This is a genomic window from Sphingomonas montana (assembly GCF_001956315.1).
In the GTDB taxonomy this organism is placed as follows: domain Bacteria; phylum Pseudomonadota; class Alphaproteobacteria; order Sphingomonadales; family Sphingomonadaceae; genus Sphingomonas_R; species Sphingomonas_R montana.
In genome coordinates, this window is sequence record NZ_MOLY01000045.1 from 257,974 (window position 1) to 269,970 (window position 11,997).

An 11,997-nucleotide genomic window follows, 5' to 3' on the forward strand; every position below is an offset into this window, starting at 1 on the left:
ACGAAGCGAGTACTACGGGGTCCGATTCGTTAACCCTGCCGGGGCCAGACAGGGGCCATGTCGTCCGCCGCCCCCGTGCCTGCTTCGTTCGCCGCGCGCCGGTGGCCTGCGACCCTGTTCCCGCGGCCTGCCGCCCTGTTCCTGGCCGTCGCACTGGTCGTCGCGATCCCGGTCCTGGTCGCCGGCACGCTGACGCACGACAGTTTCTGGATCGACTATGTCTGGGCCGACCGCTTCCATGCGGCGCTGGCGCAGGGCACGCCCTACCCCCGCTGGCTGGATGGTTCGTTCGACGGGCTCGGCGCACCCGTCTTCTATTTCTACGCGCCGATCGCCTTCTACGTGGTGGCCGGTGCGATGGCGCTCGGGCTTCAGACGTTCCCGGCCTTGTTCGCCACGTTCATCGCGTTCCATATGCTCAGCGGCGTCACGATGCACCGCTGGCTGGGCGGGCATGGCCGGCCCGCGTTGTTCGGCGCGCTGCTCTACATGCTGCTGCCCTATCATCTCGTCGATTTCCATCGTCGCGGGGCGCTGGCGGAATTCGCGGCGTTCGCCGTCCTGCCGCTGGTCGCGCACGGCATCGCCCGGATCGGCCGGGGCCGCGGGCCGGCGGCGCTCGCCTTCGCATATGCCGCACTGGCCATGACGCATCTGCCGACCGCGCTGCTGGCCAGCGTCCTGCTCGTGCCGCCACTGGCGCTCCACCGCGACAACCGGCCGCGGCTCCCGGTCACGGCGGCGGCGCTCGCGCTCGGGCTGGGCATGGCGGCGATCTACCTACTGCCGGCACTGACGTTGCAGCGGTTCACCAACATGAGCAGCCTGTGGGCCGCCGTGACGCTGAGCCCGGCCGCCTGGAACATGGCGGACCCGGGCCGGTGGGTCTCGCGCGAAGCCGGCCTGGAATTCGCGACGCTGATCGCGGCGGTCGCGATCCCGGGCCTGGCCGTGGCCGCCCTGTACTGGCGGCGCACCCGCTTCTGGCCGGCGGTCGCGCTGTTCGCCTGCCTGGTCGCGGGCAATCTCGTCCCCGGCTTCTGGTCCATCCCGTTCCTCGCCAAGGTCCAGTTTCCGTGGCGCGCGCTGGCGATCGCGGAATTCGCGCTGGCGACGGCCCTTGCCGGGGTCGTTGCCGATCCGCATCGGCGACGCATCCTCCTGTGGTCGCTGCTGCCGGCCGTCACGCTGGTCACCGCGACGATCCTGACGCCGCTCTTCGCCGGAACCGCCGGCCGGGCTGCGCTTGATCGCGACCGGCCGGAGGTGCCCGAATATCTGCCGGCCAACGCCACGATCCGGTCGAGCGCGGCAGCCGTCGCGCTGGCCCGGTCACGCCCGGACCGCGTCGACCGCGATGGCTGGTCCACCCGCCGCCGCTTCTGGTTCCCCGACCTCGTCGTACGGTGCGACGGTATCGTCGTGCCGTCGCGTCCCGATCCCGCCACCGGTCTCGTCCGGCATCCCGCGGCCGGCGCCTGCATCCTGTCGCGTGGCCAGCCCGCGGTCGTCCGTACCGGGATGTTCCTGTCTCTGCTGGCCCTGCTTCTGACACTGGCCACCATATGGATGCACCCTTCTCAGCGAAGGCGCGTTCCAAGCGCCGTACCCTCAACGAAGGAGTTTCTTCCATGGCCGACACCAGTCAGATCAAGGAACATATGAACGTCATCGGCGCGGACGGCGTCCATGTCGGGACGGTCGATCATCTCGACGGCGATCGTATCAAGCTGACCAAGAACGACAGCGGCGACGGCAAGCATCACTATATCGCGACCGGCCTGGTGGCCGAAGTCGAAGGCGACACCGTGCGCCTGTCCGCCAATGCCGCGGTCGCGATTTCGGTGTTCGAGGAGTCGGAATAACCCCGACGGGCGGTGCCACGCGAATTGCGTCCCCCGCCCGCCTCCGCTAAGACCGAGACTCGTCCGCCCCGGATGCGCATCCCACCGATGTCGCATCCGGGGCGGTCCTCTTTCTACGGACACCCGTCCGAACTGCCGGAGCCGCCGATGACCCGCCGCCGCCAGATCTACGAAGGCAAGGCCAAGATCCTGTACGAGGGTCCCGAGCCGGGCACGTTGATCCAGTATTTCAAGGACGACGCCACCGCCTTCAACGCGCAGAAGAAGGGCACGATCAGCGGCAAGGGCGTGCTGAACAACCGCATCTCCGAACATATCTTCACGATGCTCGGCAATATCGGCGTGCCGACCCACTTCATCCGCCGCCTCAACATGCGCGAACAGCTGATCCGCCAGGTCGAGATCATCCCGATCGAGGTTGTGGTCCGCAACGTCGCGGCCGGTTCGATCGTCAAGCGCCTCGGGATCGAGGAAGGGCTGCAGCTCCCTCGCACGATCATCGAATATTACTACAAGGACGATGCACTCGGCGATCCGATGGTCGCGGACGAACATATCGCGTGCTTCGGCTGGGCCAGCCAGGAGGAGATGCACGACATCGCCGACATGGCGATCCGCGTGAATGATTTTCTGTGCGGCCTGTTCGCCGGGATCGGCATCCGGCTGGTCGACTTCAAGCTGGAATTCGGCCGCATCTGGGACAACGACTTCGCCCGCATCCTGCTGGCGGACGAGATCAGCCCCGACGGCTGCCGCCTGTGGGACATCGCCACCGGCGAGAAGCTCGACAAGGACCGTTTCCGCCAGGACCTCGGTGGCGAAGTCGAAGCCTATCAGGAAATCGCCCGCCGCCTGGGCCTGCTCCCCGAAGGCGCCGACACGACCGTTCTGGACATGGAACAGCACCGCAAGAAGCGCGACAAGTAAGGGACGGGCGGGCACCGGCAGCGTCCGCGCGCGCACGCGTGCCAAACCAACTCCCGCCCCAAACCGTCATCCCGGCACAGGCCCGGATCTTCCTGCAATCAAGAACGTACCACCAGCCCAGGGGCGATCCCGGCCTCCGCCGGAAAGGCAGACAAGGCGCAGCACCCCACCTCCCCCGTCATCCCAGCGGACGCTGGGATCCATTATCACTACGGTCACGGATACCCACGACCGGAATGATAATGGATCCTGACGTCCGTCAGGATGACGGCAATATCGGTCGGCTCTTCCTTCCAAACCATCATCCCGGCGGACGCCGGGATCTCCCTCCGGTATGGAACTTACCGCCAGCCCAGGGCGATCTCGGCCTGCGCCGGGACGACAATCGACACGACGAGACACCCGATCAATCACCCGGGAAGTAGCCAGCAACACTCTCGCGCAAACCACAGCCCATCCAGCTAGCCAGCGGCCGCACCTATTCCGCGGCAACCACCATATCGGCCCGCGCCGGTGCTGCGCCGACCACGCCTGCCGCAGGCGTCGCCATCCGCGTCCAGCCGCCCGGCCCCAGCCGTTCCAGCGGTTGATAGCGGGTCTTATACTGCATCCGCGGGCTCTGCTCGACCCAGTAGCCGAGATAGACATAGTCCATGTCGGACCGCGCGGCGCGCAGGATGTGGTCCAGAATGATGAACGTCCCCAACCCCTGCCGCACGTCCTCGTCCGGTTCGAAGAAGCTGTAGACCATCGACAGCCCGTCCGCCTGGTGATCGGTCAGGCACGCGCCCACCAGCCGCCCGGGTCGCCCGTCCACCGCCGGCTCGCGATATTCCACCACCAGCGTATCGACCGGCGTCTGCTCTACCATGTCGGCGAAATCCAGCTCGTCCATCTCGGCCATCCCGCCGCCGGGGTGCCGCGCGGCGAGGTAGCGGCGCAGCAGCGCGAACTGTTCCTCCGTCGTCCACGGTTTGCACGCCGTGATGTCCAGGTCCGCATGCCGCCGGATCAGCTTGCGCTGGCTGGCGTTCGGGCGAAACTCCTTCGCCACCACCCGCACGGAGATGCACGCGGTGCAGTCGGCGCAGGACGGCCGGTATGCGACCCCCTGGCTGCGGCGGAACCCGATCCGGCCCAGCGCATCGTTCATCTCGGTCGCATGGTCGCCCGACAGCTCGGTGAACACCTTCCGCTCGATCCGGCCCGGTATGTACGGGCACGGCGCCGGGGTGGTCACGAAGAACCGGGGAAAACGGAATTGCGCACTCACCGGCGGTGGAGCCTCTCGACGGGTTTCTTCGACTATGGGGTTAGGGCACACATCTGAAAAGAGTGTTCACTGCGGCGCCGTTCCACGTCGGGACGATTTGCCCGCCGAAACGCCGGTCAGGCCAGTTCCACCGGCGTCACCTCATACCCCGCGAGATGCAGCGCGGCCATCAACCGTTCGAGATGCGCCCGGTCGCGCGTCTCGCATTCGATGTCGGTGATGAGGCCCTTGGCCGGCAACGTCGTGAACACGCGCTGGTGATACACCTCGATGATGTTGACCTGCTGTTCGTCGAACACGCGCGCTACGTTGAAAAGCTGCCCCGGCCGGTCCTTCAACCGGATGCGCAGCCGCGCCAGCCGCCCCGACCGCGCCAGATCGCGCAGCAGCACGTTGGCCAGCAGCCGCGTGTCGATGTTGCCGCCGCACAGCACGATGCCCACCGTCCGCCCGCGGAACCGCTCCGGATAGGCAAGCAGCGCCGCCAGCCCGGCCGCCCCCGCACCCTCGACCACGGTCTTCTCGATCTGCAACAGCAGCGACACGGCGCGTTCCAGGTCGCGTTCGGACACCAGCACGATATCGTCGACCAGTTCCGCGATGATCCGCGCGGTGATCCCGCCGGGCTCCTTCACCGCGATTCCCTCGGCCAGCGTATCGCCGCCGCATTCCAGATGCTTGCCGTTGATTCGGTTGTACATCGACGGATAGAGTTCCGCCTCGACCCCGACGACCTCGATCGGCCGACCCTGCGCCTTGGCGACCGTGGCAATGCCGGAAATGAGCCCGCCGCCGCCGATCGGCACCGCGAACATGTCGATCGCGGGCACGTCCTCCAGCATCTCGATCGCGGTCGTGCCCTGCCCCGCGATGATCTTGGCATCGTCGAACGGGTGGACGATCGTCTGCCCCTCGGTCGCCGCCACCGCCCGCGCATGGGCCAGCGACTCGTCGACATTCTCGCCGAACAGGATGATCCGCGCGTGATGGCTCTCGGTCTGCTGCACCTTCACGATCGGCGTCGTGGTCGGCATCACGATCGTGGCGGGAATGCCCAGCCGCCGCGCATGATAGGCCAGCCCCTGCGCATGGTTGCCGGCCGACGCTGCGATCACGCCGCAGCGCCGCTGCACCTCCGTCATCTGCAACAGCGTGTTGAGCGCTCCGCGTTCCTTGTACGCCGCCGTGAACTGCAGATTCTCGAACTTCAGATACACCGTCGTGCCGGTCAGTTCGGACAATGTCCGGCTGAGCAGCGTCGGCGTCCGCACGATCGCATCCTTGATGCGGGCATGCGCTGTGCGGATATCGTCGATCGAGACCGGAAGGTCGGCGGATGCGGGGGCGGTAGTCATGCCGGCTCCGTATCGGACTGCGACCCGATAGAGAACCCCGCGCGCCATGCCAGACCCACGCACAATAGAAAGCCCATCGCCTTCAAGGGGGCGCGCTTAAGAATACTTCCCCGCGTCGCGCCCACTCGCAAACCCCGTCCCCGCACTCTAAGACCACACGATGCACGCCACCCGCACCGCCCTCCTCGCCGCCGCGGCGATCCTCCTCGCCACCGCCCCGGCGCAGGCGCGGCGCAAGGCGGTCGTCCTGCCCGCGCCGCCCAATGCCGGCGGGCTGATCGACAACATCAACGGCTACACCATCGACCAGACCGGCCGGGTCCAGCGCTTCACCGGCATGCTGATCGACAAGGCAGGCCGTGTCGCCAAACTCTACCAGTCAGGCGACACGCGCGAAAAATGGCTTGATTTCAAGCTCGACGCGAAGGGCCGTACGCTCCTCCCCGGCCTGATCGACGCGCACGGCCATGTCATGGAACTCGGCTTCCGCGCGACCGAACTCGACCTTGCCGGCTCCACGTCGCTTGCCGATGCGAAGGCGAAACTGGCGGACTATGCCCGTGAACGCACCACGCCCATCTGGATCCGCGGCGGCGGCTGGAACCAGGAACGCTGGGGCCTTGGCCGCTTCCCGACCGCGGCGGACATCGACGGCGTCGTCCGCGACCGGCCGGTGGCGCTTGCCCGCGTCGACGGCCACGCAATGCTCGCCAACAGCGCCGCGCTCGCCGCGGCCGGCATCACCGCCAAGACGCCGGACCCCGCCGGCGGCCGGATCGAACGCGATGCCAAGGGCAACCCCACCGGCGTGCTGGTCGACGCGGCGCAGGCGCTGCTCGAACGCGCGATCCCGCAACCCCTGCCGCGCGAACGCGACGTGGCGCTGGCCAGCGCGCAGGACCAGCTGCTGGCGTTCGGCATCGTCGCCACCGCCGACATGGGTACCACGCCGGACGACTGGAACACCTATCGCCGCGCGGGCGATGCCGGGCGGCTGCGCATCCGGCTGATCTCCTATGCCGGCGGGATCGAACCCATGTTGTCGATCGCGGGCACCGCGCCCACGCCGTGGCTGTACGACACGCATCTCAAGATGGTCGGGGTGAAGCTGTACGACGACGGGGCGCTCGGCTCCCGCGGGGCCTGGCTGAAACGGCCCTATGCCGATGCGGCCAATCAGCGCGGCCTGCCGTTCCTCGACGACACCCGCCTGCGCAACCTGATGAGCCGCGCCGCGATGGACGGGTTCCAGGTCGCGATCCACGCGATCGGCGACGCCGCCAACGCGCAGGCGCTCGATGCGATCGAGGAGGTCGCGCTCACCTACAAGGGCGATCGCCGCTGGCGGATCGAACATGCGCAGATCGTCGATCCGGCCGACCTGAAACGCTTCGGTCGGAACGGCATCGTCGCGTCAATGCAACCCGTCCACCAGACGAGCGACCGCACCATGGCGGAGGCACGGCTGGGCGAGGCGCGGCTGGCCGGTGCCTATGCGTGGAAATCGATGGTCGATGCGGGCGCGAAACTGGCGTTCGGCTCCGACTATCCGGTCGAATCGCCCGATCCGTTCGCCGGCATCGCCGCCGCGATCAGCCGCGAGGACCCGTCCGGCCAGCCCCCCGGCGGCTGGCACCCCGAACAGAAGGTCGACCTGCCCACTGCGCTCGCAGCCTTCACCAGCGGTGCCGCCTATGCCAGCTTCACCGAAAACATGCTCGGCAGCCTTGCCCCCGGCCACCTCGCGGACTTCATCCTGGTCGACACCGACCCCTTCGCCGCCACCCCGATGCAGATCCGCGCCACGAAGGTTCAGGAAACCTGGATCGGTGGCAAGCGGGTGTTCCTGCGCAAATAACCCTGCAAGTACCCCGGCGCAGGCCGGGGCCTGGACACAACAGCGTCACCCTTGGAGTCCCCAACCCAAGAACCGCCCGTCCCGAGCGAAGCCAGAAGCCAACACATCCCAACGAAAAAAACGGTTCAGGCTGGACCGCTCCCCCCACCCCATTTGGTTCGAGCCTGTCGAGAACTCCGCGCAACGATCTCGACAAGCTCGAACCAAACGGGTCAGAGCGTAGATGGTGGATCGGGAAGCAGATCACGGTCGCAGATCAACGTTGCGCCATCACGCTCCAAGCCGTCCCAAGGCGCGCAAACGGCTCCAGGTCAAATCACCCGACTCAACCCCCTGTCCGCGCCAGGAACCCACGCACCGCCGCCACGCCGGCCTCCCCGGCGATCACGTCGCCATGCCCGCCCGGGACCGTCACCAGCGTCGCATCCACTCCGGCTGCCGTCAGCGTATCGCGGAACCGCGTGACGGTCTTCGCATCCACCGTCCGGTCGTCGCGCCCGACCAGCAGCAGCACCGGCACGCGCGCCCGTACGACGTAGCCCTGATAATCATAGCGTTTCAGGTCGTCCGCCACCTCGATCCGCACGAACGGCCGCAGCATGCCCGGCACCATGTTGCGTCCCACCGCGGGAATGTCCGCCGCGGTCGCCTCCAGCACCAGCCCGGTGACCCCGCCCGCCGCCGCGATGTTCGACGCCGGCGCGCCGCCCAACGAGAAACCATAGGCCCAGACCGGCCCCGGTTTCACCCACCCCGCCGCCCCGAACGCGGCACGCAGCGCCGGCCCCATCGCGATCAGCGCATCGACCGTCGCCGGCACCGTCGTCCCCCCGCGTCCGGGATAGTCGTAGGCGACGATATCGGCCCCTGTGATCGCCGCCAGCCGCACAAACCGCGCGCCCGAACTGCGCACGAACGATCCGTTGCCGCCGCTGTAGAGCAGCGTACCGACCGATCCCGGCCGCGTCATCCGCACCGCATGCACCTGCCCCAACCCCGGCAGCTCCAGCATCCGTTCGTCCAGCGTATAGCCCGGCGGCGGCACCAGCGCCGGCGGCTGCCCGGTCGGCGCCATTTGCGGAAACAGCGACCCCTGATCGACGACCGCGGCACACCCGCCCAGCACAAGCAAAGTCGCAAGACCGATGTAGCGCATCAGAATTCTCCGTTCTTGATCGATCAACAGCTGCTTTACGCAAGCGACGACACTATCGGCGGCGGCCGGTCGGCCTCGGCGATTTCTACAGGATAATCCGCAAACCAGACCGGAAAACCGCGCCGATCATCTTGTTCGGCCCATCCCAGAACTTCGGTCAGCCACCCGGCATACGCCCAATCGCGACCCTGTCCCTTCTCCGCGATGATCGGAAACCGGTCGAGGAACATGACGCCCAGTTCACGCGCGGAACGCCCGGGCGCGTCGGTCCAGCCGGAATAGAGGTCCAGCCCGCCCGTCGAATATTGCGCCACTTCACCGGGCCGACACGCTTCCGCCAACCCCATGCCGTCGGACAGCATCGCGTCGACATGCGTGATGGAACAGCGCCAGTACAGTCCACTCGGCGCCATGCCCGAACAGAAGCGGATCCGCTGATACCCCACCTTGTGCAACTCATGGATCATCGTGAGCAGCCGCGTGATCGAACGATATGTCCGGTTCGTCGATGGCCTCAAGGATATCGCCTGCGCGGTCCGTTGCCCTTGTTCTAAGATGCCGCCTCCGCTCATCGTCGCCGAACCCCTCACGACCAGCCGCAACTTCCCGCGCCCTACGCCCGCGGCTAGGACGCCGCGGTATCCGCCTCCAACGCGAGCAGCGCGAACGTCGCCAGCCAGTGCTCGCCCATATAATCGCCCGCGACATGCGGAAGCGCAGCGTCCAGATGCACCTGCGCCACGTCACGCAACGCCGGCATCCCGGCGGCGTCGGCCAGCACGGACCAGCACCAGGCGCGGCTGAGGTTCAGCCCGTCGAGATGCGCGATCTTGCCATCGGTGCGGTCGGATACGGTCGCGGGCCGGAACAAGGTTGCCGGCGCCCCCGCGTCCACATCGGGCAGGAACCCCGCGAACCACGGCCCGAATCCGTCGCCCAGCACGCGCGCCATCAGCACCGCCTCCACCAGCGTCGCGGACAGGAAATCGTCGCCGCCCGGCTCCCACGCCTGTGCGCCCCGGTCGCCCGCGAACCAGTCGATCGCCCGCGCCCGGATCAGCGCCGCAAGCGCCGGATCGCGCGCGTCCGCCCACTCCAGCGCCAGCACCAGCGCGAACGCCGTGCTGCCATGCGTCCCGGTCCGCACCGGATAGGTCAGCTTGGGCAGATACGCCATGAACCACGCCGCGAACGCCTCGGCCAGCGGGCGCATCGCCTCCGCCCAGCGTCGCTCGCCCCCCCGCTCACCGTGCCGCTCCAGCTCATGGTGCAGCGCCAGCGCCCAGCCCCAGCCATAAGGCCGCTCGAACCCGCTCGTCCCCGGCCGGTCGAGATAGGCCCGCTCACCGCCCAGCTTCTCGGCGGTCAATGTCACGTCCGCGCGGGACAGGATCGCGGCGGTTTCGGGCAGGTCATGGAACAGCCGCGCGATCCGCATAAGCTGCCACCACCCATGGACGCAGCTGTGCCAGTCAAAACTGCCGTGGAATGCCGGGTGCAGCACGGACGGCAGCGCCACGTCCTCCGGCCCGGTCAGCACCTGGTCCAGCTTGTACGGCCACGGTCGCCCGACATGGCCCAGCGTCAGGCCCGCGAACCGCGCGGCAAGGTCGGGTGTCAGTAGCGTCATGTCCGGAACCCCAGAAAATAGATTAGCAGGATATTGACTGCCAGCAGCACGACCGCCGTCGGCGCCTGCGCCCGGATCACCGCGGTCCGGTCGAGGTCGAGCAGCACTGCCGGCACCAGGTTGAAATTCGCCGCCATCGGGGTCAGCAACGTGCCGCAAAAGCCCGCCAGCATGCCTATCGCGGCGATCAGCGCCGGGTCACCGCCCATGCCCCGCACCAGCACCGGCACGCCCACCCCCGCCGTCATCACCGGGAACGCCGCGAACGCATTGCCCATCACGATCGTGAACCCGGCCATGCCCAGCCCATACACCAGCACCGCCACGAACAGGTTGCCGTCCGGAATCGCGCGGGCCGCCAGCCCGCCCACCACGTCGCCGACGCCCGCCAGTGCGAATACCGCGCCCAGCGCCGCCAGCATCTGCGGCAGTACCGCGGCCCAGCCGACGCCGTCCATCAACCGCCGCCCTTCGTCGAACGGCGCACGCGGGGCTGGCCGGAACCACGCATAACAAGCCGCCAGCGCGATCAGCACGCCGATGGTCAGCGAGACGAGAGTGACCTGTTTCGGATCGATCCATGCGGGTTTCAGCAGCGTGCCCGCCAGCGCCACCACCGGCACGATCAGCGCGGGCAGGAACAACCGGTTGCCGTGACGCGCCGCCCCGGCCCCGCCGTCCGCGCCCCCGGCCACCGTCGCCCCGCGCCCCACCGCCCCGGTCCCGCCCAGCGCGACGAGGGCCAGCACCAGCACTCCGTTGCCGATGTCGCCCAACCGGTCGCCGCCGAAGAAACTGACCGCGATCAGTCCGTAGAACGCCCCCGTCCCGAACCGCCGCGGATTGCTCCGATCCACCAGCGACAACCAGGCAAACGCCGCGAACGTCGCGCCCGCGACCGCATAGACGAAGTCGAGCCCGATCACGCGAAGCTGCCCGATCGACACTGTCCGGCATTACCAGAAAAACCAACCAAATGGCCGTCATCCCAGCGGACGCTGGGATCCATTATCCCTACGGCCTCGGCTGGCCCTTGGCGAAGTGATAATGGATCCTGACGTCGGTCAGGATGACGGTGAAGGCTGAGGCTTCCGCCCCCCGCTAAATTAAGTACGAAAGCTGGGCACCACGCACCGGCAACGCCGTCACTGTTACGACGATCATTCCGGCAAATGCCAGAATGACGGTGGAGCTGTGTGCATTCAGCCACCAAGTCCCTCAGAACCCCGCCCCTCACGCCCGGCGGTCCAGCCACAGCAACCGCCCGCCATGCACCAGCAACGCGGCCACTGCGGTCGGGATCGCCCAGAGCGACAGCTGGATCGGCGCGAGGTCGTAGCCATATTGCGCCATCGTCCCCTTGATGAGCAGGATCGATCCGATCGCGATGAAGATATCCTCGCCGAAGAACAGCCCGATATTGTCGGTGCCTGCGGCCAGCGCCTTCACCCGTTCCTGCCTGCCCACGTCGAAACCCTGACGCTCCGCCGCCGCGACCGCCATCGGCGCGACCAACGGCCGCACCGTCTGCGGATGTCCCGCGATCGACGTCAGTCCCAGCGCGGCGGTCCCCTGCCGGAACAGCATGTAGCCGAGCAGCAACCGTCCCACGGTCGCGCCGCGCATGTCGGCCACCAGCCCCCGCGCTCGTTCCTGCAACCCGTACCGTTCCAGAAGGCCGACCACCGGCAGCACGACATAGATGATCGTGACGTAGCGGGTGTCGTTGAAAGCCTTGCCGAACGCCGCCAGCACCGCCACCGGCTCCAGCCCCGCCGCCAGTCCGGTCACCAGCGCGGCCACCGCCACCACGAGCAACGGATTGAACCGCAGCAGGAACCCCAGCGCGACGACCGCGATGCCCGACAGGACTAGCACGACACGCCACACCCAACGCCGCGAACCGAACCGACGACAGTACCCCGGCGGGCCG

At 67.9% G+C, this 11,997-nt stretch carries 11 protein-coding genes; 4 read left to right on the forward strand and 7 right to left on the reverse strand.

All coding sequences use genetic code 11. The features are described from left to right. Positions 1-57: 57 nt before the first annotated feature. The 3 genes from BKY59_RS14690 (at position 58) to purC (ending at position 2,792) form a co-directional block, all read left to right on the forward strand. On the forward strand, positions 58-1,665 hold the full coding sequence (locus BKY59_RS14690) for a glycosyltransferase family protein (RefSeq protein ID WP_076072855.1): 1,608 nt from the start codon (positions 58-60) through the stop codon (positions 1,663-1,665). Then, positions 1,632-1,865 (forward strand): DUF2171 domain-containing protein, encoded by a 234-nt coding sequence (locus BKY59_RS14695; protein WP_076072856.1) that lies wholly within the window; start codon positions 1,632-1,634, stop codon positions 1,863-1,865. Before BKY59_RS14690 ends, BKY59_RS14695 begins: the two co-directional genes overlap by 34 nt. A 147-nt stretch (positions 1,866-2,012) precedes the next feature. Then, a complete protein-coding gene (gene purC, locus BKY59_RS14700) occupies positions 2,013-2,792 on the forward strand; it encodes a phosphoribosylaminoimidazolesuccinocarboxamide synthase (RefSeq protein WP_076072988.1) in 780 nt (259 codons plus the stop codon). 478 nt (positions 2,793-3,270) lie between these two features. On the opposite strand, the gene BKY59_RS14705 is transcribed toward purC, so the two are convergent. Beyond that, positions 3,271-4,065, reverse strand: coding sequence for an arginyltransferase (locus BKY59_RS14705; protein WP_076072858.1), 795 nt, complete (start codon positions 4,063-4,065; stop codon positions 3,271-3,273). 116 nt (positions 4,066-4,181) lie between these two features. Next, positions 4,182-5,420, reverse strand: a complete 1,239-nt coding sequence (locus BKY59_RS14710; RefSeq protein ID WP_076072860.1) for a threonine ammonia-lyase — start codon at positions 5,418-5,420, stop codon at positions 4,182-4,184. Positions 5,421-5,580: 160 nt separating this feature from the next. Between BKY59_RS14710 and BKY59_RS14715 the strand changes: the two genes are divergently transcribed. Then, positions 5,581-7,278 (forward strand): amidohydrolase, encoded by a 1,698-nt coding sequence (locus BKY59_RS14715; protein ID WP_076072861.1) that lies wholly within the window; start codon positions 5,581-5,583, stop codon positions 7,276-7,278. A gap of 325 nt (positions 7,279-7,603) precedes the next feature. Here the strand turns inward: BKY59_RS14715 and BKY59_RS14720 are convergent, their stop codons facing one another. The 5 genes from BKY59_RS14720 to BKY59_RS14740 all read right to left on the reverse strand — a co-directional run bounded on the left by BKY59_RS14720 (position 7,604) and on the right by BKY59_RS14740 (position 11,942). Further along, a complete protein-coding gene (locus BKY59_RS14720) occupies positions 7,604-8,434 on the reverse strand; it encodes an alpha/beta fold hydrolase (protein WP_076072863.1) in 831 nt (276 codons plus the stop codon). A 35-nt stretch (positions 8,435-8,469) separates the two neighbouring features. Beyond that, on the reverse strand, positions 8,470-8,952 hold the full coding sequence (locus tag BKY59_RS14725; RefSeq protein ID WP_076072865.1) for a hypothetical protein: 483 nt from the start codon (positions 8,950-8,952) through the stop codon (positions 8,470-8,472). Between the two features lie 107 nt (positions 8,953-9,059). Further along, positions 9,060-10,064 (reverse strand): DUF2891 domain-containing protein, encoded by a 1,005-nt coding sequence (locus tag BKY59_RS14730; protein ID WP_076072867.1) that lies wholly within the window; start codon positions 10,062-10,064, stop codon positions 9,060-9,062. Then, positions 10,061-10,990 carry a DUF979 domain-containing protein gene (locus tag BKY59_RS14735; protein WP_076072989.1) on the reverse strand — a complete coding sequence of 310 codons (930 nt, stop codon included), beginning with the start codon at positions 10,988-10,990 and terminating at the stop codon, positions 10,061-10,063. The genes BKY59_RS14730 and BKY59_RS14735 overlap by 4 nt, the downstream gene beginning before the upstream one ends. Before the next feature lie 307 nt (positions 10,991-11,297). After that, positions 11,298-11,942 carry a DUF969 domain-containing protein gene (locus BKY59_RS14740; RefSeq protein ID WP_076072990.1) on the reverse strand — a complete coding sequence of 215 codons (645 nt, stop codon included), beginning with the start codon at positions 11,940-11,942 and terminating at the stop codon, positions 11,298-11,300. Positions 11,943-11,997: the final 55 nt, after the last annotated feature.

Coding starts and splice junctions, on each gene's coding strand:
- BKY59_RS14715 (WP_076072861.1), top strand. CDS start 5,581: ATGCACGCCACCCGCACCGCCCTCCTCGCCGCCGCGGCGATCCTCCTC.
- BKY59_RS14695 (WP_076072856.1), top strand. CDS start 1,632: ATGGCCGACACCAGTCAGATCAAGGAACATATGAACGTCATCGGCGCG.
- BKY59_RS14730 (WP_076072867.1), bottom strand. CDS start 10,064: ATGACGCTACTGACACCCGACCTTGCCGCGCGGTTCGCGGGCCTGACG.
- purC (WP_076072988.1), top strand. CDS start 2,013: ATGACCCGCCGCCGCCAGATCTACGAAGGCAAGGCCAAGATCCTGTAC.
- BKY59_RS14710 (WP_076072860.1), bottom strand. CDS start 5,420: ATGACTACCGCCCCCGCATCCGCCGACCTTCCGGTCTCGATCGACGAT.
- BKY59_RS14720 (WP_076072863.1), bottom strand. CDS start 8,434: ATGCGCTACATCGGTCTTGCGACTTTGCTTGTGCTGGGCGGGTGTGCC.
- BKY59_RS14690 (WP_076072855.1), top strand. CDS start 58: ATGTCGTCCGCCGCCCCCGTGCCTGCTTCGTTCGCCGCGCGCCGGTGG.